Origin of the sequence: Sphingobium cupriresistens LL01 (genome assembly GCF_001046645.1) — a bacterium.
GTDB lineage: Bacteria > Pseudomonadota > Alphaproteobacteria > Sphingomonadales > Sphingomonadaceae > Sphingobium > Sphingobium cupriresistens.
In genome coordinates, this window is the sequence record NZ_KQ130436.1 from 453,542 (window position 1) to 474,495 (window position 20,954).

17 protein-coding genes and 2 pseudogenes are annotated in these 20,954 nt (G+C 60.5%); 13 read left to right on the forward strand and 6 right to left on the reverse strand.

The genetic code is table 11. From position 1 onward, the window contains the following. Nucleotide 1: 1 nt before the first annotated feature. From rutA to V473_RS18695, 3 genes and pseudogenes are all read left to right on the forward strand, one after another. Nucleotides 2-1,069, forward strand: a complete 1,068-nt coding sequence (gene rutA, locus V473_RS18685; protein WP_066608595.1) for a pyrimidine utilization protein A — start codon at nt 2-4, stop codon at nt 1,067-1,069. A gap of 578 nt (nt 1,070-1,647) precedes the next feature. Beyond that, nucleotides 1,648-2,726: pseudogene (locus V473_RS18690) on the forward strand (family 43 glycosylhydrolase). 123 nt (nt 2,727-2,849) lie between these two features. Further along, nucleotides 2,850-3,983, forward strand: coding sequence for a glycoside hydrolase family 43 protein (locus V473_RS18695; RefSeq protein ID WP_201785553.1), 1,134 nt, complete (start codon nt 2,850-2,852; stop codon nt 3,981-3,983). On the opposite strand, the pseudogene V473_RS23085 reads toward V473_RS18695, so the two are convergent. Further along, nucleotides 3,908-4,522 (reverse strand): annotated as a pseudogene (locus V473_RS23085) (SMP-30/gluconolactonase/LRE family protein); the annotation flags it as partial. The gene V473_RS18695 and the pseudogene V473_RS23085 overlap by 76 nt on opposite strands. An 8-nt stretch (nt 4,523-4,530) precedes the next feature. On the opposite strand from V473_RS23085, the gene V473_RS24185 reads away from it, so the two are divergent. Beyond that, nucleotides 4,531-4,686, forward strand: coding sequence for a hypothetical protein (locus tag V473_RS24185; RefSeq protein ID WP_165363678.1), 156 nt, complete (start codon nt 4,531-4,533; stop codon nt 4,684-4,686). Nucleotides 4,687-4,707: 21 nt separating this feature from the next. On the opposite strand, the gene nhaA is transcribed toward V473_RS24185, so the two are convergent. Together nhaA and V473_RS18710 are read right to left on the reverse strand one after the other, a co-directional pair. Continuing rightward, nucleotides 4,708-5,910 carry a Na+/H+ antiporter NhaA gene (gene nhaA, locus V473_RS18705; RefSeq protein ID WP_066608600.1) on the reverse strand — a complete coding sequence of 401 codons (1,203 nt, stop codon included), beginning with the start codon at nt 5,908-5,910 and terminating at the stop codon, nt 4,708-4,710. Between the two features lie 140 nt (nt 5,911-6,050). Continuing rightward, nucleotides 6,051-6,539, reverse strand: a complete 489-nt coding sequence (locus V473_RS18710) for a MarR family winged helix-turn-helix transcriptional regulator (protein WP_201785558.1) — start codon at nt 6,537-6,539, stop codon at nt 6,051-6,053. Between the two features lie 266 nt (nt 6,540-6,805). Here V473_RS18710 and ectA point away from each other — a divergent pair, with 266 nt between their 5' ends. The 7 genes from ectA to V473_RS18745 all read left to right on the forward strand — a co-directional run bounded on the left by ectA (nt 6,806) and on the right by V473_RS18745 (nt 14,086). Continuing rightward, nucleotides 6,806-7,297: a diaminobutyrate acetyltransferase gene (ectA, locus tag V473_RS18715; protein WP_082679218.1), complete on the forward strand. Its 492-nt coding sequence runs from the start codon at nt 6,806-6,808 to the stop codon at nt 7,295-7,297. Between the two features lie 15 nt (nt 7,298-7,312). Further along, complete coding sequence (ectB, locus tag V473_RS18720; protein ID WP_066608605.1) at nt 7,313-8,623, forward strand: diaminobutyrate--2-oxoglutarate transaminase; 1,311 nt, start codon at nt 7,313-7,315, stop codon at nt 8,621-8,623. A 14-nt stretch (nt 8,624-8,637) separates the two neighbouring features. Next, entirely contained in the window at nt 8,638-9,051 is a 414-nt protein-coding gene (locus V473_RS18725) for an ectoine synthase (protein WP_066608608.1), read from the forward strand. 85 nt (nt 9,052-9,136) lie between these two features. Then, nucleotides 9,137-10,057 (forward strand): ectoine hydroxylase, encoded by a 921-nt coding sequence (gene thpD / locus V473_RS18730; RefSeq protein WP_066608611.1) that lies wholly within the window; start codon nt 9,137-9,139, stop codon nt 10,055-10,057. Beyond that, nucleotides 10,054-11,496, forward strand: coding sequence for an aspartate kinase (locus V473_RS18735; protein WP_066608613.1), 1,443 nt, complete (start codon nt 10,054-10,056; stop codon nt 11,494-11,496). Before thpD ends, V473_RS18735 begins: the two co-directional genes overlap by 4 nt. A gap of 20 nt (nt 11,497-11,516) precedes the next feature. Next, nucleotides 11,517-12,746, forward strand: coding sequence for an MFS transporter (locus tag V473_RS18740; protein ID WP_066608615.1), 1,230 nt, complete (start codon nt 11,517-11,519; stop codon nt 12,744-12,746). After that, the gene (locus V473_RS18745) at nt 12,743-14,086 is read left to right on the forward strand and encodes an MFS transporter (RefSeq protein ID WP_066608618.1); all 1,344 of its coding nucleotides are present in this window, start codon (nt 12,743-12,745) and stop codon (nt 14,084-14,086) included. Before V473_RS18740 ends, V473_RS18745 begins: the two co-directional genes overlap by 4 nt. Nucleotides 14,087-14,293: 207 nt before the next feature. On the opposite strand, the gene V473_RS18750 is transcribed toward V473_RS18745, so the two are convergent. From V473_RS18750 to V473_RS18760, 3 genes are read right to left on the reverse strand one after another with little or no spacing between them, the layout of a single operon-like run. Beyond that, the gene (locus V473_RS18750; RefSeq protein ID WP_066608621.1) at nt 14,294-15,520 is read right to left on the reverse strand and encodes an MFS transporter; all 1,227 of its coding nucleotides are present in this window, start codon (nt 15,518-15,520) and stop codon (nt 14,294-14,296) included. Next, nucleotides 15,517-16,401: an amidohydrolase family protein gene (locus V473_RS18755; protein ID WP_169793960.1), complete on the reverse strand. Its 885-nt coding sequence runs from the start codon at nt 16,399-16,401 to the stop codon at nt 15,517-15,519. The genes V473_RS18750 and V473_RS18755 overlap by 4 nt, the downstream gene beginning before the upstream one ends. Before the next feature lie 40 nt (nt 16,402-16,441). Then, a complete protein-coding gene (locus V473_RS18760) occupies nt 16,442-17,353 on the reverse strand; it encodes an HpcH/HpaI aldolase family protein (RefSeq protein ID WP_066608631.1) in 912 nt (303 codons plus the stop codon). A gap of 65 nt (nt 17,354-17,418) precedes the next feature. On the opposite strand from V473_RS18760, the gene V473_RS18765 reads away from it, so the two are divergent. Together V473_RS18765 and V473_RS18770 are read left to right on the forward strand one after the other, a co-directional pair. Next, entirely contained in the window at nt 17,419-18,357 is a 939-nt protein-coding gene (locus V473_RS18765; RefSeq protein ID WP_066608632.1) for a LysR family transcriptional regulator, read from the forward strand. 190 nt (nt 18,358-18,547) lie between these two features. Continuing rightward, nucleotides 18,548-20,917, forward strand: coding sequence for a TonB-dependent receptor (locus tag V473_RS18770; RefSeq protein WP_066608634.1), 2,370 nt, complete (start codon nt 18,548-18,550; stop codon nt 20,915-20,917). Nucleotides 20,918-20,954: the final 37 nt, after the last annotated feature.

Sequence of the window (20,954 nt, forward strand, 5' to 3'; positions counted from 1 at the left end):
CATGCAGGTCGGCGTTTTCATTCCCATCAACAATAATGGCTGGCTGATCAGCGAGAACGCCCCGCAATATATGCCGAGCTTTGATCTCAACAAGGAGATCGCCCAGCGCGCCGAGAAATATGGGATGGATTTCCTGCTCTCGATGATTAAATTGCGCGGCTTCGGCGGCAAGACGCAGTTTTGGGAATATGGGCTTGAAAGCTTCACCCTGATGGCCGGGCTTGCGGCGGTGACGGAAAAGATCAAGATCTTCGCCACCTGCCCCACGCTGATCATTCCGCCCGCCTTCGCCGCACGCATGTGCAACACCATCGACAGCATCAGCCATGGCCGGTTCGGGCTTAATCTGATTACCGGGTGGCAACCGCCCGAATATACACAAATGGGCCTTTGGCCGGGCGACGAGCATTTTCGCAACCGCTACGACGTGCTCGATGAATATGCACGCATATTGCGCGAATTGTGGAAAACCGGCCGCTCCGACTTCAACGGCCAATATTATCAGATGGACGACTGTCTCGTCCGCCCCCAACCGCAAGCGGACATGAAGATCATCTGCGCAGGTTCTTCCGATGCGGGACTCGCCTTCTCGGCCAAGTGGGCGGATTATGCCTTCTGCCTTGGCAAGGGCGTCAATACGCCGACCGCTTTCGCCTTCAACAACGATCGCTTGGCCCAGTTCACCGCAGAGACGGGTCGCGACGTTTCAGTCTTCGTGCTGGTTATGGTGATCGCCGCCGAAACCGATGAAGAAGCCATGGCTAAATGGCAAAGCTACAATGACGGCGTCGATGTCGACGCTATCGCCTGGCTGGCTGATCAGGGCGCCAAGGACACTGTGAACAGCGACACAAACGTGCGCCAACTCGCGGCGCCCGAAGGGGCGGTCAACATCAACATGGGTACACTGGTCGGCAGCTACGAAAGCGTGGCGCATATGCTCGACGAGATGGCGCAAGTGCCGAATACCGGCGGCGTGCTTCTGACCTTTGACGATTTCCTCGAAGGGGTGGAAGCATTCGGCACCCGCATCCAACCGCTGATGAAGAGCCGTCCCGCAATGCCATGAAAGCGGCTTGACCGATATTGGGAAAGATAGGGATTGGACGGACCGTCCTTTGGTGACGATGATCCTTCCACCTATGCCGTCGGCGATGGCGTTGCGCAGTTGCTGACGAAACCATGTCAGGCCGATGTCCGCCGATCGCGCATGATGATATTGCAGCATTGCGCGCACGATAGGCAGATCGACGGGCGGCATCGGCGCGCTGATATTGTTATCGCGGGATGGCGCGGACTGTCTGCCGATGGACGCGCTCTGTCCCAATCTGCTGCGCACGATCGCCGATCGGGACGCCCTGCTAACGATGCCGCAGCCCATTCCGCCAAGTTGGAGGCAGACGGCGGCGAGAGCCTTGACCGCTCCTCGCCCCGCTGCCGCGCGTCCTTTCGGAACGGCGGACGTATCGCCATGCACCATCTGGACTTCCACACCGCCGGTTTCGAACCGCGGCGTAGAATCCGGCTATCCGTTCGGCATTTCATCCCAGTTTATGTTAGCGCTAACTACAAGCGTGGCGCACCAAAGCGCGGCGATTGAAGGAGAGATTGATCATGTTCCACCGGACCCTGCGCCTGTCTGCGCTTATGCCCGCGATACTGTCTATCTCGCTGTTCGCAGCACCGGCCCAAACCGCGCCGGCCCAAACCGCGCCGGCGCCGTTCGAACGCTTTACCTATGCGGGGAAGTGGGCCGAGAAGATCATGGTCAAGCCCGGCGAATATCGCAACCCGATCCTGACCGGCTATTATCCCGACCCGTCGGTTACGCGCGCGGGCGACGACTATTATCTCGTCAATTCGTCCTTCGCCCATTATCCGGGCCTGCCGATCTTCCGGTCGAGGGATCTGGTCAACTGGACCCAGATCGCCAACGCGATTGACCGGCCGGAACAGTTGGATTTCAAAGGCCGCCGCATCTCTCAAGCCGTGTTCGCGCCGGATATCGGCTATCACGACGGCCTCTTCTACATCGTCAACACCTGCGTCGACTGTAAGGGCAATTTCGGCATCACCGCCAAAGACCCGGCCGGTCCCTGGTCCGACCCGATCTGGTTGCCGTTCGAAGGGATCGACCCGTCCAGCCCAAACCCGCTGTACCCAGCAGCGGCGACTTCGCCTATGTCGAGGAATTTGACGGCACTAAGCTGCCGATGGAATGGATCGGCATCCGTACGCCGCAAAAGCCCTTCTATCATCTCGCGGGCGGCGCGCTGGCGCTGGACAGCGGCGCGCGCCTTGGCGATCTGAACGGCGTTCCCGCCTTCATCGGGCGGCGGCAACAGCATAGCAACGCCACCTTCTCCACGACGCTACGCTACACGCCGGACAGAGAGGGCGACCGCGCCGGCCCCGCCGCCGTGCAGAGCGACCACAGCAACCTGTTCTTCGGGCTCACCCGGATCGCGGACAAGCCAGTGGTCGCCCTCTACACCCGCGACGCCGCCGATACCGACGGGTTGGTCGCCTGCGCGCCTGTCGTCGCCAGCGGCCCTGTAACCCTGACCATCCGCGTGACCGGCGGGACGATCGGCTTCGACTATGGGGTGGGCGGCAGCACGAAGACGCTTAAGGACGATATCGACGCCACGCTGCTCAGTACGAAGAAGGCAGGTGGCTTCGTGGGCACGGTCATCGGCCTCTATCACTATAGTCCGGCCCGTTGACGAGCGACGCCATGATCCGCACCGCCGCTATCGACACGTTGCATGACAGGGATTGCGCGCGATTTATGATAGCGCTATCTTTCGATCTGATAAATGAATGTCGCACAATCGGAGAGGACAGCCATGCTCATGCCATTGCGAAAACTGGCGCCGCTCGCGCTTGCCACGACCTTGCTCGCAACCGCGTGCCAGCCATCGGCGCAGCCGGAAAACAAAGTGCAGGAATCCAGCGACAGCGGCGGCGACGCTTCCGACTATCTGTCTCAACCCTTGGTGAAAGACATATATACCGCCGACCCGTCCGCGCATGTGTGGAACGGCAAAATCTACGTCTATCCCAGCCATGATATCGACGGCCCGACGCCCGAAGACGATCTGGGCGCGCATTTCGAGATGCGCGACTATCGCATCCTGTCGATGGACAAGATCGGTGGGCCGGTAACGGTCGGACCGGTAGCCCTGGACGTCAAAGATGTGCCCTGGGCCGACAAGCAGATGTGGGCGCCCGATGCCGCATACAAGAATGGCACCTATTATCTCTACTTCCCGGCCAAGGATAAGGAGGGCGCTTTCCGCATCGGCGTGGCGACGTCGAAGAACCCGATGGGTCGATTCAAGGCGCAGCCCCAGCCAATCAAGGGCAGCTATTCGATCGACCCGGCCGTCTTCACCGACGATGATGGGCAGAGCTATGTCTATTTCGGCGGCATCTGGGGCGGGCAACTTCAACGCAATGTCGATGGCACATATGACGCCAATGGGTCGAAGACCGATTTGGGCCAGGACGACAAGCCCGCACTGGCGCCGCGTGTCGCCAAACTGACAGGCGACATGCTGGAATTCACCGAAACGCCCAAGGCGGTGCAGATCATGGACGAGAAGGGCAAGCCGTTGCTGGGCGGCGATCATGATCGCCGCTTCTTCGAGGCGTCCTGGATGCATAAATATATGGGTAAATATTATTTCAGCTACTCGACTGGCGACACCCATTATCTGGCCTATGCGATCGGCGATTCACCCTATGGCCCGTTCACATACAAGGGGCGCATCCTGGAGCCGGTCGAAGGATGGACGACGCATCATTCAATCGTCGAATGGAATGGCCGCTGGTGGCTATTCTATGCCGATACGCAGCTGTCAGGGCAGACCCGCCTTCGCAATGTCAAAGTGACGGAGTTGCGCTATAATCCAGACGGCACCATCCAGACGATCAATCCGCTCGTCGCGAAAAGTGGTAAAGACAGCGCAGCCCCATGAGGCACGCGAGGCGTGGGGCAGGCCAGGACGAACCGATTATCTGCCGCGCCTTCCATATCCAACTTCACGACATACACGCCATGATGAGACAGGATGAAGAGGGTGCGTCGATCCGGCCCGCCGAACGGTATCTGCAAGGGACGTTCGGGCACATCGATGCGGCCGATTTCCTTGCCAGTGGCAGCGTAGACGAAGACCTGGCCGTTGGCGACATAGACACGCTCGCCTGGCCGCCCCTGAATGAAGCCATAGCTGTCGAGCGAGTCCGAGAAGCGCAGGCCGCGATGGTCCGCCGGCCCTTGCGCGAGAACCCGCCAGGCGGGCAGGACCACGCTGCCGTCGGATGGCACATAATCCCGCGCGTCGCGCCGTGCCATATCGCGGGCGAACATCTCGACGAGGGTGGTGAACTGATAGGTGGCGGGGTCGATCTGATCCTTGAACTCGCCATTATTCCACCAGTTGACCGATAGCACAGTGGCCGCGCCATCATGGGTAGCGGTGGGCGTCGCCGGAATGACGGCGATGTCGCTGGCGGGGATCCGATGTGGAAATCGACAGGGCTGACGAAGCTATGCTGGGCGGAATGGAAACGGATCGCCGTGGCGGCGGGGTTGCCGTCCATGACGCGGAAATCGATATTGCCGAGCGCGGTGTAGAAGGTGCCGGGATTGGCGTAAAAATGGATCACGCCTCCGATTGAAGGCTGTGTGTTTGGTTGGGCTTAAACGATCGATTGGTTGTCGTCAGCACCCTCCGATCTCTCGCCTTTCGCCACCCTCAACAAAGCATAGCCCAGCAAGCCCGCCAGCAGAGATCCTGCGACAATGCCGATCTTGGCCTCTGCCTGAAGAAGCAGATCGTTTGAAAAGGCGAGAAGCGTAATGAACAGGCTCATCGTAAAGCCGATGCCACAGAGCAGCGCGGTACCCGCGAGTTGCAGGCGGCTGGCATGGGCGGGCATGTCGGCGATTCCCAATCGAATCGCAATCATGGACGTGCCGAACACCCCGATGACTTTTCCGACCAACAACCCAAGTCCCACGCCGATCGTGACCGGCGCGGTGAAAGCTTCTGGCTGGAGGCCCAATATCGGAACGCCGGCATTGGCCAGGCCGAATATCGGCACAATCAGGAATCCGACAGGCAAATGCAGCCAATGTTCGAGACGATGGAGCGGACTATGCTCATCGGCGTCCGGCTTGCCTGGGGTTCCTTGCAGCGGAATGGCAAAGGCCAGTATCACGCCCGCCAGAGTGGCATGGATGCCCGACCGCAGCACGAAAATCCACAGCACGGCTCCAATGAGCAGATAGGGCGCAAGGCGGCGCACGCCGCTCCGGTTGAGCGCAAACAGAAGCAAGGTGATAACCGCCGCCGCGCCAAGATCGAACAAAGAGATTTGCGCCGTATAGAAAAAGGCGATGATCACGACAGCGCCCAGATCGTCAATGATCGCGAGCGCTGTGAGGAAGACTCGCAGAGATATGGGGACGCGGTTGCCCAGAAGCGCGATGACGCCAAGCGCAAAGGCAATGTCCGTTGCGGCAGGGATCGCCCAGCCGCGGGCTGTAGCGCCACTGTTGAAAGCAAGATAGACAAGCGCTGGCACGGCCATGCCCCCCGCCGCGGCGATGCCCGGCAAGATCCGGCGCGGCCAGGAAGAAAGCTGGCCGTCCATGATTTCGCGCTTGATCTCCAGCCCGACGAGCAGAAAGAAGATGGCCATAAGGCCATCATTCACCCAATGATGAAAGGATAGCGGTCCGACCATGCTGTGAAGCACATGCTCGTAATCCGCTGCCGCAGGCGAATTGGCGACGACCATGGCGATGACGGCGGCACCCATTAGCACCAGTCCGGCGGAGGCCTGACCTTCGAGAAACTGACGCAGGGCGCTGAGTGGCTTGGCGCGCGATAAGGCCATCAGGGAAACTCCGGGCAAGGGACGTCGCACGCTGGCGGCCCGACCAACGACACAAACCTGCCCGCCTGCATCATGGCGAACACCCGACGGGCGCTATGCCAAGCCCGATGCGCCTGCGCAACCCGGCGCATCGCCAAATATCAATCCGGCTCGATGCGATCAATGCGACCACCATCGAGCAGTGGCGCGGCATCGATACTTTGCGCGTCCATCAACATGGCCAGCCGTTCCGTCGCAGCCAAAATCATCGCCCGTTCCCATGCAGGCAGCGCATCGAACCGATCGGTAAAGCGCTTTTGAAGCGGGTCCGGCGCCTCGGCCAGCGCCCTGACCCCCTCTGGCAGCAGGCTGAGGCGAAATTGGCGTTTGTCCGTTTCGCTGCGCTGGCGCTGTACGAAGCCCAGGGCGACAAGGCGATCGACGATTGCCGTAATCGTCGCCTGGCTGAACTGCACAGCCTGAGCGATAGTCGATGGCGTCGTCAATCCGCGCACGTCGATCTCACGCAATACCAGCATTTGAGAAGGCGTCAGCCCGGTTGTGGCGGCGAGTTGACGGCTACCGATTTCGGTGGCTCGCAGAACGCGCCGTAACGCCCGAAGAGTGAGGGAGGAAATTTCAGAGTCCATAGCTTTTCGCCATAGCTGGAAAGCGGCTTTGGAACCAACCGTCTCAGGACATCGGCCATAATCCTTCATACAATGAAATATAATTTCGTAGGCCGGGTTGAAATTTTCGAGGCATCCGGGCATATAGCGGCCCATCTCGCCGGGATGCATCAGCCATCCTGAGCAAAATATAATTCGGGAGATAAACAATCTTTGATTCCCAAGCTACAGCGGCCGCCGAGCCGCCACGGGCTTCTGCGTGTTCGCAAGAGAACAAGGGGCAGGACATTGACCTTCGAAAGCCCCGCCCGACCGACGGGCCGGCCATCAGCGGACTGATCGCGGCTTGCCCGCCGCTCGATACCAATTCGGCCTATTGCAATCTGCTACAATGCACGGACTTCGCCGATAGCTGCATCGTCGCTGAGCGAGGCGGCGAAATGGTGGGCTGGGTGTCGGGTTATCGCCCACCCGCTGCGTCCGACAAATTCTTCGTCTGGCAAGTGGCGGTGTCATCCGCCGCGCGGGGCCAGCGCCTTGCCGGTCGTATGATCGAAGCTTTGCTGGCGCGACCACAACAGGCCGGCGTCACCCATCTGACGACGACCATAACACAAGATAATCACGCATCCTGGGGCCTGTTCGAAGGGTTGGCCCGGCGATGGGGCGCGTCCATCGACAAGAGCGCACGCTTTGAGCGCAATCGCCATTTTGCCGGCGCTCACGCCACCGAGTGGCAGACATGCATCGGCCCGCTGCCGACGCCGGCCCATTCCTAAGAGGGATCAACCACTATGACCATCGACATCTATCCCAAGGCGACCGCCTCCATCCCCGACACCGCCATCTATGAACGGCGCGAGTCCGCCGTGCGCAGTTATGCGCGCGCCATGCCGCGCCAGTTCAACCAGGCGCAAGGCGTGTGGATGCATGACAATCAGGGCGGTCGTTATCTCGACTTCCTGTCGGGCTGTTCCACCCTCAATTATGGCCATAATCATCCGGTCCTGAAAAACGCATTGGTCGATTATATCGTCAACGATGGCATCACCCATGGGCTTGATCTCCATACCGACGCCAAGGCGGACTTCCTCGCCGCGCTGGAGGATGTGATCCTTACGCCCCGCGACCTCGACTATCGCGCCATGTTCACCGGACCGACCGGCACCAATGCTGTCGAGGCTGCGATCAAGCTGGCGCGCAAGATCACGGGGCGCGAACTGGTGATCGCCTTCACCAACGGCTTTCATGGGATGACGCTGGGCGCGCTGGCCTGCACCGGCAACGCCGCCAAACGCGGTGGTGCCGGCGTGCCTTTGAACCATGTCAGCCATGAACCCTATGATGGCTATCATGGTCCCGGCGTGGACACCGCCGAACAGTTGGAGCGTCGCCTTTCGGACCCGTCGAGCGGCCTCGACGCGCCGGCGGCCATTCTGGTGGAGACGGTGCAGGGCGAAGGTGGTCTCAATGCCGCATCGCCCCGATGGCTACGCCAGATCGCCGACATCGCAAAGCGCCACGGCGCGTTGATGATCATCGATGATATTCAGGCGGGCTGCGGTCGCACCGGCAATTTCTTCAGCTTCGAAGGCATGGGTTTTACGCCCGATATCGTCACCATGGCCAAATCGCTGTCGGGCATGGGCCTGCCCTTTGCGCTGACCCTGTTCCGCCCCGAACTCGACCAATGGTCGCCCGGCGAGCATAATGGCACCTTTCGCGGCAACAACCACGCCTTCGTCACTGCGACTGCGACGCTCCGGCATTTCTGGAGCGACGGCAATTTTCAGCAGGATATCGCCCGTCGCGGCGCGTTGCTGGAGCGCCGGCTCGCAGCGATGGCGACTGAACATGGCCTGTCCATTCGTGGGCGCGGCATGATGCGCGGTATTGATGTCGGATCGGGCGAGATCGCGCAAACCATCACCGCCGCTTGCTTTGCGCAGGGACTCATCATCGAAACCAGCGGCGCGCATGACGAAATCGTCAAGGTGTTGGCCCCCCTCGTGATCGACGATTCGGTCCTGTCGGCCGGCCTCGACATTCTTGAGCAAAGCGTCCGCTCGGCCTTGGCCGTCACCTATGGCGTCGCCGCAGAATAAAGGAGATACGACAAATGATCGTTCGCAAACTTCAGGATATCCGCAAGTCCGACCGCAACGTGAAGTCCGAAGGCTGGGAGAGCGCCCGCCTGTTGCTCAAGGACGACAATATGGGCTTCTCCTTCCACGTCACCACCATGTACGCTGGCAAGGAACTGCACATGCATTATCAGAATCATCTGGAAGCGGTGCTGGTGCTTAAGGGCAAGGGCACGATTGAGGATCTGGGCAGCGGTGTGACGCATCGTTTGGCGCCCGGCGTCATGTACGCGCTTAACGCTCATGACCAGCATATCGTGCGGCCGGAAACCGACATCCTGTGCGTCTGCACCTTCAACCCGCCGGTGACCGGCAAGGAAGTACATGATGAGACGGGCGCCTATCCCGCCGACACAAGTGCGCCGCGCGAACACGCGCTGGCCGACTGATGTTATGCGATTGCCCAGGCCTCAGATGAATCCATCTGATTAGAAATCGCATTAAACCATCTATCACCTGAAAAGGGGGAGTCCCATGAAAGACCTCTACCCATCCCGCCACGATAGCGTGGCGGAATTTTTACCGCGCCTTGATCCCGTAGTCCATAGCGATTGGCATCAGGACTCGCCTATCACGCGCGAACAGGCGGAACGCTTCGAGCGTGACGGCTATTTGGTGCTGGAAGACATGTTTTCCGACAATGAAGTCATGTTCCTACAGAACGAGGCAGGCAAGCTGCTGGGCGATCCCGATGCGTTGGAAGCCGAAACGGTGATCGCCGAGCCAGGCAGCAAGGAAGTCCGGTCCATCTTCCGTATTCATGCCCAGAGCCGCGTGATCGCGCGCCTGGCAGCCGACCGGCGACTAGCCGGGGTCGCCCGCTTCCTGCTGGACGACGATGTTTACATACACCAGTCGCGCCTCAACTATAAACCGGGATTCCAGGGCAAGGAATTCTATTGGCACAGCGATTTCGAGACATGGCATGTCGAGGACGGGATGCCGCGAATGCGGGCATTATCCATGTCGGTCCTGCTGGCGGACAACACGCCGCATAATGGCCCGCTGATGCTGATTCCCGGATCGCATCGCCAATATCTGACCTGCGTGGGCGAAACACCGCAGGACCATTATCGCCAGTCGCTCAAAAAGCAGGAATATGGCGTTCCCGACGAGGACAGCCTGGCGGAACTGGCGCATCGTCACGGCATCGTGGCGCCGACAGGCAAGCCAGGATCGGTCGTGATCTTCGATTGCAACATCATGCACGGATCGAATGGCAACATCACGCCGTTCCCGCGCGCCAACGCTTTTCTGGTCTATAACGCGGTGTCGAACCGGCTGATCGCGCCCTTCGGCGTAGACAGGCCGCGCCCCGCTTTCATAGCAGCGCGCGGCGAGCCGGATGTCATCACGCCGGTCAGCGGGCCGCTGATGGAGGAAGCATTGGCATGAGCAACTTTCATAGCGTCGAAAAGATCGGCGGCACCTCCATGATCGCGACCGCCACATTGTTCGACAATGTGCTGATCGGCGGCCGCAAGGATACAGACCTATATAATCGCATCTTCGTGGTGTCGGCCTATGCCGGCATGACCGACCTGCTGCTGGAGCATAAGAAAAGCGGCGAGCCGGGCGTTTATGCGCGCTTCGTCGCCGATGAGGATGCCGATGGCTGGCGCGAGGCGATAGAAGTGGTGCGCGGCGCCATGCAGGATCGCAATAGGGCCATGTTCGGGCGGACTGACCGGCTGGCGGAGGCGAACGCCTTTGTCGACATGCGCATAGACGCCGTCGCCGCCTGCCTCGATGATCTGGCGCGGCTGCGCAGCCATGGCCGGTTCTGCGTCAAGGAACAGCTGGTCACGGTGCGCGAGTTGCTCGCGGGTCTTGGCGAAGCGCACAGCGCGCATTCGACGGCGCTGTTGCTGCGCGATCGCGGCGTCAATGCCCAATTTGTCGATCTCACCTTGTGGGACCAGCAGGACATGCGGGAACTGGACGATCGCATCGTGCAGGCCTTCGCATCCATCGATCTTGGTAACACCCTGCCGATCGTCACCGGCTATGCGGGGTGCAGCGAAGGGATGGTGCGTCGCTATGCGCGCGGCTATTCTGAAATGACATTTTCCCGCATCGCCGTCTTGACCGGCGCATCCGAGGCGATCATCCACAAGGAGTTTCACCTGTCGAGCGCTGATCCACGCCTCGTCGGCGCCGATAAGGCGCGTAAGATCGGCCGCACCAATTACGATGTGGCGGACCAGTTAGCGAACCTTGGGATGGAGGCTATCCACCCCGGCGCGGGCAGAGGGCTGCGTCAGACCGACATTCCGCTGCGTGTGCGCAACACCTTCGACAGGGAGGATGGCGGGACGCTGATCTGCGGCGATTACGTCTCCGACATGCCGCGCGTTGAGATCGTGACGGGAGTGCGCCACGCGCAGGCGCTGCAGTTTTTCGAGCAGGATATGGTTGGAGTTAAGGGTTATGACGCCGCCATTCTGGAGGCGCTGACCCGTCATGGCGCATGGATCGTCAGTAAGGCGTCCAACGCCAACACCATCACCCATTATCTGTCGGCCGATGCCGCGACGGTGAAGCGGGTGATCGCCGACCTTCAGGGGCGCTATCCCGATGCGGCCATATCGGCCCAACCGATCGCGATCGTGTCGGTCATCGGCAGCGATATATCACGACCAGGGCTTATGCCCGATGCGTTTCAGGCTCTGGCGGCCGCACATGTGCCGATCATCGCGATGCAGCATCAGATTCGCAACGTCGATGTGCAATTCATCGTCGATATCAACCATTTTGATCGCGCAGTGCGCGCGCTTCACCGCGCGTTGATAGAGGGCGGAGTTGACGCCACGGAGGATCGGCGCGCGGCCTGAACCACGTTCCATCATCATCCATGTTCGCCGCAATCCATCCTGTTCGCAGCCTGCTGCTCGCCATCTTCATGTTGATGGCGGGCAGCGGCTTCCTGTCCACGCTGATAAGCCTTCGGCTCGAACGGGCAGGGGCGGGCACCATGGCGATCGGCGCCGTCGCCACCGCCTATTTCGGGGGGCTGGTGATCGGCGCCCTGCGCGCTGGCGGCATCGTGCGCCAGGTCGGGCATATCCGCGCCTTCGCCGCCTTCGTATCCCTATTGTCCGCCAGCACGCTCGCCTATGCGCTGGTCCGGTTTCCGCTGTTCTGGGCCTGTCTCCGGTTCGTCGATGGCATCTGTGTGGCGGGCGTGTTCATCTGTCTTGAAAGCTGGCTCAATGACCGGTCCGAAGCGCATACGCGCGGCAGCGTGCTGGCCGCCTACATGGTGGCGCTCTATTCGGGGCAGGCGGTCGGACAATTGCTGCTGGCGGCGAGCGGCGCGCAGCCGACTGCGCCGTTTCAATTGGCTTCCCTTCTCATTTCCTTGGCCATCATTCCGCTGTGTCTGACCCGCAGCGCTGCGCCGACGCCCATGGAGGCGCCGGCCTTCTCAATCCGCACCCTCTACGCCGCGTCCCCCCTTGGCACCTTTGGCGCTGTGACGACGGGGCTGATGCTGGGCGCCTTCTACGGTATGGCTGCGGTCCATGTCCGGCGACTGGGGCTGGATCTAGGCGCGACCGCCAGCTTCATGATGGTCGTGATCCTGGGCGGGGTGGCTCTGCAATGGCCGCTCGGTCGCTTGTCCGACCGTCTTGATCGACGGCGCGTAATCGTGGGTTGCTTCGCTGCGACGCTCACCTTGTGCATGTTGTTGGCGATGCCGGTGTCGCGCGGGCCGCAATTGCTGGGGCTTGGCGCGCTGTTCGGCGGCCTCAGCTTTGCCCTCTATCCCCTGTGCGTCGCCCATTGCAACGATCGGCTGCTGACGACGGAGCGGATCGCGGCAAGCGGACGGTTGGTGCTGCTCTATGCCGTCGGCGCAGCGATCGGTCCATTGGGCGCGGCGTTAATGATGAGCATTGCGCCCGGCGGCGGCATGTTCTTCTTCATCGCCCTATGCGCCGGAGCCACAGTTGTTTTCGGTCTATGGCGCCAGACGGCCACCCCTCCAGCGCCCGATCAACAGGATTTTCAGATCGTTCCGCGCACCACTCCGGTGGCATCGCTGCTCGACCCTAATACCGCAGATGGACATTTGTCATGATCGCTTCCGCCAAAATCCTGTCAGCCCCGGAGGCCGAAGCCGATAGAGCCATGGCCGACAGGGCCACTTTGCGGCGCGCCATCACGGCTTCTGCGCTGGGCAATGCAACCGAATGGTTTGACTATGGCATATATGCCTATGGTGTAACCTATATCTCGGCAGCGCTTTTCCCCGGCAATGTGGATGACGCTGTGTTGTTTGCACTGGCGACCTTCGCCATTTCCTTCATTGTGCGACCACTGGGCGGGCTGTTTTGGGGACCGATGGGGGATCGGTTGGGGCGCAAGTCGGTCTTGGCCCTCACCATCTTGCTGATGTCGGGGGCTACCCTCGCGGTCGGACTGATTCCTTCCTATGCGCAGATAGGCTGGGGCGCGCCCGCGATGCTGATCGCGCTGCGTATGGTGCAGGGATTTTCGACCGGTGGCGAATATGGCGGCGCAGCGACATTTATGGCCGAATATGCGCCAGACGACCGGCGCGGTTTCTATGGCAGCTTCCTGGAATTCGGAACGCTGGCCGGCTTTTCGTTCGGTGCCGTGCTGATGCTCGGCTTCTCACTCCTGCTGGGCGACGCGGTGATGCATGACTGGGGCTGGCGGATTCCGTTTCTGGTGGCCGCGCCCATGGGCCTGATCGGCATGTATCTGCGTTCGAAAATGGAGGACACGCCGGTCTTTCGCGAACAGGCCGCCGATGGTAGCGGTTCGCCAGCGCTCAAAACACTGGTGCGCGAACACTGGCGACCGATGATGGTTGTCAGTGGCTTGGTGGTGGCGCTCAATGTCGTCAACTATACGCTGCTCAGCTATATGCCGACCTATTTGCAGCGGCGTATCGGCCTGTCTTCCGATGAAGCGCTGCTCGTGCCGATCATCGGTATGCTTTTCATGATGCTCTTTTTGCCTTTTGCAGGTCATCTGTCAGACCGGATCGGCCGTCGCCCGATGTGGCGGCTATCGTTGGTCGGCCTGCTACTGGCGGTGGTTCCGCTCTACATGCTGATGGCGACGGGACTTGTCGGAGCGATTTTAGGGTTCGTGTTGCTTGGACTGCTCTATGTCCCGCAACTGGCGACCATTTCTGCGACTTTTCCGGCCCTTTTCCCCACACCGGTTCGATTTGCGGGCTTTGCGATCGCCTATAATATGTCGACTTCGATATTTGGCGGGACAGCCCCTGCTATCAGTAGCAGTCTGATCGGCGCAACCGGCGATGAATTGATGCCGGCCTTCTACATGATGCTCGCCTGTCTCGTGGGCCTCGTCGCGCTTCGGTTCATGCCTGAGACGGCCGGGCGGTCGCTTCGTGAGAATGTCTTTCGGAGGGCCAACACATGAGCCGATCTCTTTCTGACAGGGGTCGAAAAAGGGCAAAAGTCGGCCTTTAACCAAGGCGACAGGGCTGGCCTATTGATCGTAACGGATTTGTGGGGCTGGATGAAGGCGAAAGCATTTCTGATCCAGCCCGCTTCGCTTGGGACCAGCCAAAGCCTATTCTGATTAGCAGATCGATTTGAGGAAAGCCCAACCTCAGTCAAGCAGGCCCTAGCGATCGCGACGCATCCAGCCCGCACTGAACATCGCAAGCGCGGCCAACAGCGCAGGCACCGCCGCAGCAAGGAACAACCGAGTTTCCGGCAGCTTGGCCGCAACCAGAGCGCCGCCCAGAAGCGGTCCAATGATCGACCCCAGCCGCCCCACGGCCATGCCGATCCCCGAACCAGCGCCGCGCACGGGCGGCGGAAACAGCTCGACCATCATCGCGGGGAAGTTGATCTGGGCGCCGAGGACGCAAAAACCCGCGAGGAACAATATTGCGAAAACGAACGGTTGGGAGGCTAGCGGAGCGCCGATCAGGGCGACGAAGACAGAGCCCATGAGCGTCATGAGGGCGATCGGAAGATAGGGGCCGAAGCGATTGATCAGCGGAATGCTGAAAAGGGCGCCACTGATGCCGCCCAGATTGAGCGCGACGCCCGCAAGCGCGGCCAATTGCGGCGTACCGCCCCGTGAGACGACCAGCGACGGCGTCCAGCTGACCAGAGCATAGGTCAGCATCAACAGGCAGAACAGCCCCAGCCACAGACTGACCGCCGGCCATAGCCGTCCTTCCGAAAGCGGCGCTCGCAGGAAATTTCGCCCCTGCCCGGCCGCGCGCACGGCTTCCCTACCCTTGAACGATTCAGGAATGGCAAGCGCTGCCCCGGTCGCGAGCAGGCAGGCGACACCTGCGCAGGCGAAAACGATCTGCCAGCCCGTGTGCAGGACGGCCGCCGTCAGGGCGCCGCCCACGACCGCGCCCAGGGGATAGCCGATATACATCAGCGTCACGGTGCCCGCACGGCGGGTAGCCCCGGCATGTTCCGCCGTAAGGGAGATGACGGCCGGCAAAGCGCCGCCTAACCCGATACCTGCCACGAAACGCAAGGCGGCGAGTTGATGGAAGCTCTGCGCAAGCGAACAGGCGAAGGTCATCATCGCGGCGAGCAGAAGCGCTCCGACAAGCAAGGGCTTTCGCCCATAGCGATCCGACAGTGGCCCCATCGAGACCGCGCCGACGATCGCGCCGCAATAGCCTGCGGCAAAAAGCTGCCCGATATTGATGGGCTCAAGCTGCATCGCCTTGGCGAGCAATGGCGCCACAAAGGACACCATCAGCGTGTCATAGCCATCGACCATGACGATGAGGAATGACAAGATGACCACGCCAACCCGCGTGGAGCGGTCCTTTTGGGCCGCTGCTTCGATGTCCTCTATCGCGCTCATGGTCATGCGAAACCCAGGAGTTTTCTGGGATTATCGCTCAGAATCTGCTTCCTGACCGCTGGATCGGGCGCCCAGATGGCGAGCAGATTGAGCAAGGCGCCGGTATCACGCGCTCCCTCCGGGATATGTGGCCAGTCAGACCCCCAAATGGCGCGTTCCGGAGCGGCCGCGACAATGGTTTTGGCGATTTCGTTCACTGCGTCCATGCCGCGTTTTTTTGCAAGCCGGTAGGGAGCCGAAAGCTTGAGCCAGCAGCGTCCCTGAGTCATGAGCGCCAGCAGGCGCGCGAAATCCGCCTCCGTCAGACCATCTTCCTCCAGCATATAGCCCATATGATCGATGACATAGTCGATCTCCAGCGCCCCAAGAAAGTCGATCAGGTCACGGACGATAAAGCCGGGCGCATAGAATTGGAGATGCCAGCCAAATGGTGCGACCTTGGCGGCCATTGCCAGGATATAGGCCTGTATCTCGACCAGGGGCAACTGCGCTCGCTTGAACAGGTCCAACCGCACGCCGCATACACCCGCATCCGTATAGGCCTGCAGCGTCGCCGCATCGATGTCCGGCTCGACCATGACGACGCCCCGGGCGATGTCGCCCGCGGCCTTCAGATTGTCGATCAGGCATCGGTTATCGGTGTCGTAGAAGCTCGGCTGGACGATCACGAAATTGCGCAGGCCCAGCACCTGCATGGCCGCGCGAAACTGAACAAGCGTCGCATCGGGCAAGGTGTAATGTGGCCGTTCGACCGATGGATAGCGATCAAGCGGTCCAAAGATATGCATATGAGCGTCAACGGCCCCACCGGGCATCTCGAACACCGGACGTTCGAGCGTCTCGGCCGGGCGCATTGGCTGGGAAAGGAGCGGTTCATGTGCTGTCATCTTGGTCTTCCCGTAAGGTCAAATAGTTGAATTGATCGTTTCAGGCGAATTTCCCGCGCCAACTGTCGACGCGCTGGACCAATCCGTCGGCCACGACATCGGTGTCGATGCCGGCGAAGATGAACGGCGAGAACCCCATCTCCAGCAATTCCAGAAAGTGATCGTCATCCGCGACTCCCCCGATAATCGCCACCTTTCCATGCGCGCGTGCTACAGAGGCTACATGCGCGCAGGCTTCCATCACCGCTGCATTACGAACCTTGCCGGGGCACCCCATTTCGGCGGTCAAGTCGTTGGTGCCAACCCCAATGATGTCGATTCCCAACACGGCTGCGATCGCATCGGCATTTTCGATTCCGCGGGGTGATTCAATCAAGGCCTGAACCACGACCGAGTTGTTAGCCGTCGCCACGAATTCGTCAGCCCCGGTTCGGACGAACCCCGTCTGCGGGAGCCGTGCAAGCATCGACCGCTGGCCAAGGGGGGGGAAGCGGCAAGCGCCAGCAAGGAGACGGGCATCAGCTTCTGTTTCGATCTTTGGGCCTATGATCCCCGTGCCACCGCTGTCGAGAAGTCTGCCGATGACACCATATTCACGCTCCGGAACGCGCACCCAGGCCCCCAGCCCGATGTCGTGCGCAGTCGCTGCAATCTGTGCGGCCGCATCGATCGACATGCTGCTATGTTCCAAGTCGATCCAGACCAGATCGTAGCCCGCGCCAGATGCCATGCGTGCGATATCGGGCGTACGGCTGAAACGGATGCCGAGGGATAATATTCGCTGCCCAGCCGCAAGGCGCGGCATCACGGACATTTCCAAATCCATGCCGCGCAGGCGATCATAACGCATTCCAGACCTCTCCGTCTTGCGCGCGACTCCCTCCAGATCGAACAGGTCGCGCAGCTGATTATTTTCCGGCAGACAGCATATCAACCGCCGCTCGCCCTTCATTTGCCGCGTGAGATCGTTTTATGCTAATTTAATACAGGGAGGCGATTGATGGGGACAATATATCAATGGATATTCGACAGCTACGGTATTTCACCGTCCTTTGCGAAGAACTGCATTTTCGCCGTGCCGCTGAGCGACTTAATATAACGCAGGCCCCGCTCTCGCTGGCGATCCAGTCGCTCGAACGCGAACTGGGGGCGCAGCTGTTTCACCGTACCCAGCGGCGTGTGTCGTTGACCGAAATAGGGGCAGCGTTCCGATCCAATGCCGCTTCGATCCTTGGACAACTCGAACGCGCCGTGGACGATGTTCATGAAATGGTGGTCGGCGAAGCGGGACATCTCCGGATCGGGTTCACCGCTGCTTCGTCGCTGCTCTTCTTCTTCCCCAAGATCATCCGAACCTTCAGAACCCGCTACCCGCAGGTAAAGATGACGCTGCACGAAATCTCCTCACAGGGCCAGATGACAGCTCTTGCGGACCGTGAAATCGACATCGGCTTCATGCGGACACTCACACCTCCCCATCGATCGGAGATCAGCTTCACGCATCTCGTCGAAGATCCCCTGGTCGTAGCCATGCATGCCGAACACCCGCTCAACCGCTTCGAAACGCTGACGATTGGCGAACTGAAGGACGAGCCTCTCATCTTCTACCCCCGCAAGTCGGGGGTAGGTATCTACGATCAGGTCATCAAGCTTTTCTCACGCCAGGGCCACATGCCCAACATCGTGCAGGAGGCCCAGGAATCCTCCACGATTATCAGTCTTGCCGCTTCGGGCCTCGGCGTGGCGATCGTGCCTTCGGAACTACAGTGCATCAAGGTGCCCAATATCAGCTTCAGGCCGCTGTCCGATGAAGGGGCGGTCACACGCCTGCTGCTTGGTTGTCGTGCCGGTGAAGAGAGTGCGCTCGTTGCGAACTTCCGTCGACTGGCCCAGGCGAAGATTGCATCGGCGCATCGCAAAGATAGCCAAGCCCCAAATCCAAGTTTGATTTCTTAAACCAAACAATCGCTCTCTCATATTGAATTGGAATAGATCAACCCTCATCCCTATCCAAGTAACGACGCCGCTGGATCAGTCCGCGGATGCGGCTGGTGACATTGCAACTGCGGGGCCTGTTGGTCCTGATGCAACGATCCGGCACATTGCGGACAGACTAAAATTGCGGCGCGATTGCAAAGGAGAGGAAATGACCATGCGCCAGCTGAAGGGGGGCCTTTCGCGCTCGATAAGGAGGTCCGCACCCATCATCCTGATCGGATCTGCGCTGTCGCCCATGGCGGCGGCCCGAACCGCGAATCCAGTCGCGGCAGAGCCAGGCCAGGAAATGCAGGGTATTGCCGATATCGTCGTCACGGCAGAACGCCGCGCCGGCTCCGTGCAGGCTACGCCGATCGCCATCAGCGCCTTTGGTGGAGACAAGCTCGAAAGTCAGGGCATCGTCACAGTCGAGGGGCTTTCCCGGATTGCGCCCAGCCTTCAGATCTACTCGGAACAAATCAACAATGAAGAATATATCATTCGCGGCATCGGCAAATCCAACGAGGATCTGACCACGGATTCGGGTGTCGCGGTCAATATCAACGACGCCTATATTGCGCAGTCGGGCGAAGCCAATGCGGCGCTGTTTGACATCGAACGCGTCGAGGTGCTGCGCGGCCCGCAGGGTACGCTCTATGGCAAGAACGCCGTCGGCGGCGTCATCAACATCATCACGCGCAAGCCCACCGATCATCTGGACGGCTATGTGCTCGCCGAACTGGGCGGGTTGGGGCGCCGGCAGTTCGAAGCGGCGGTGAGCGCGCCGGTGGTCGAGGACAAGCTGTCCGCCCGAATTGCTGGATTTTCCCTCCATACCGATGGTGCCTATCGCAATCTCACCACCGGCAATCGCGCCAACGGCGTCGACTCCCAGGCTTTGCGCGGGTCGCTCCTGTTCACGCCAAGTGACGATTGGGAGGTCAGCCTCACAGTCGATTATTCCAAGGTCGATCAGGACGGCGTGCTAAAGAGCGCTATTGTCGATGTGCCCGGAACGCCGCTCATCGTCCGCGACTTTTTCGAACCGCCCTATCCCACCCAGGAAGAGAATATTCGCAGCGGCCGGAGCGAAACCGAAGGCGAGCAAGGCATCCGCCAATGGGGCGGCGTGCTGAGGATCGACCGCAAGGCCGATGCCGGAACCATCTCCTTCCTGTCCGCCTATCGCGGCGAGCGCAGCTATAATGTGGAGGATGTCGATCGTACGGCCGCCCTGCAAAACAACTTCATGGCGCAACAGAAGACCTGGGCGACCAGCCAGGAGCTGCGTTTTGTCTCGGACGATGCAGGGCCGTTATCGGCGGGCGGCAAGCTCCATTGGTCGGCGGGCCTGTACTGGTTCCACGAGCAGGGCTGGCGCGACCAGCAGATCTTCCTGTACGGTTGCACACCTGGGAGCCAACCATGCGACCCCGGCAATCCCGACAATCCGGACGACGGCCTCATTGGCCCCGGCTCGCCCGACCATCAGAACAGCACGGCGAGCTTCCTGCAACGGATCAACACCGACAGCCTCGCGGCCTTTGGCGAAGTCAAATATGACATCACCGACCGGCTGAGCGCGACGGCGGGCCTCCGCTACACCAGCGAGAACAAAAAATTCGGACTCGACGCGAGCAGCGTCGCGAATGTGCCGGGCGGCGACCCCTTTACGCTGTTCCTGCCCAACGGCGATTTCCAGACCGCCCGCAGCAAGACCTGGCACAGCCTGACGCCCAAATTCGTCTTGGAATTCGAGCCGGCCCGCGACATCCACACCTATGCAAGCTATGCGCGCGGCTTCAAGAGCGGCGGTTTCAACGGTCAGGCCGGGACGGCCGCCGACACCGAGCCGTTCGACCCGGAAATCGCCGACAATTTCGAGGTCGGGATCAAGGCAGATTTGTTCAACCGTCGCCTGCGGCTTAATGCCGCGGCCTTCTATATCAAGTTCAACGATTTGCAGGTAACGGGCGTGAACCAGCAAGGCCTGGTTATCACCAATAACGCTGCCGACGCACAGATCAAAGGCTTCGAGCTGGAAGGATGGGCGCAGCCCTTGCCGGGTCTCAGCATCAACGGCAGCCTCTCGCTGCTGGACGCCACCTTCACGGATTATGCGATCGAAGCGTTCGATCCGTCGATCACCGACGGGCCGCCCTTCTACATCCTCGACCTGAACGGCGAGCGCATGCCAAACATTCCCAAATATACAGCGACCCTCGGCGTACAATATGAATATAAGTTCGCCGACGGCTCGAAGATGCGACTGGGCGCGGATGCGACCTTCAAGGGAAATACCGTGACCAACGAGCTGACGCTCCGCGCCAACTCCTATGCTGTCGTCGATGCCAGGGTCGGCTGGACCTCCCCCAATGGGCGATGGGACATTAGCGGCTGGGTCCGAAACCTCACCAATGAAGTCTATTATACCGGTGGCGGCGCCATCCCGGATTATAACAAGCAAACGACGCGCGTCGGCCTGGTGTCTGATCCCCGGACGGCGGGCGTAACCCTCAAGGTCGCGTTCGGAGAATGACTGCCGACGCCATGTACGTAATTTTGCCGGCGGCTCC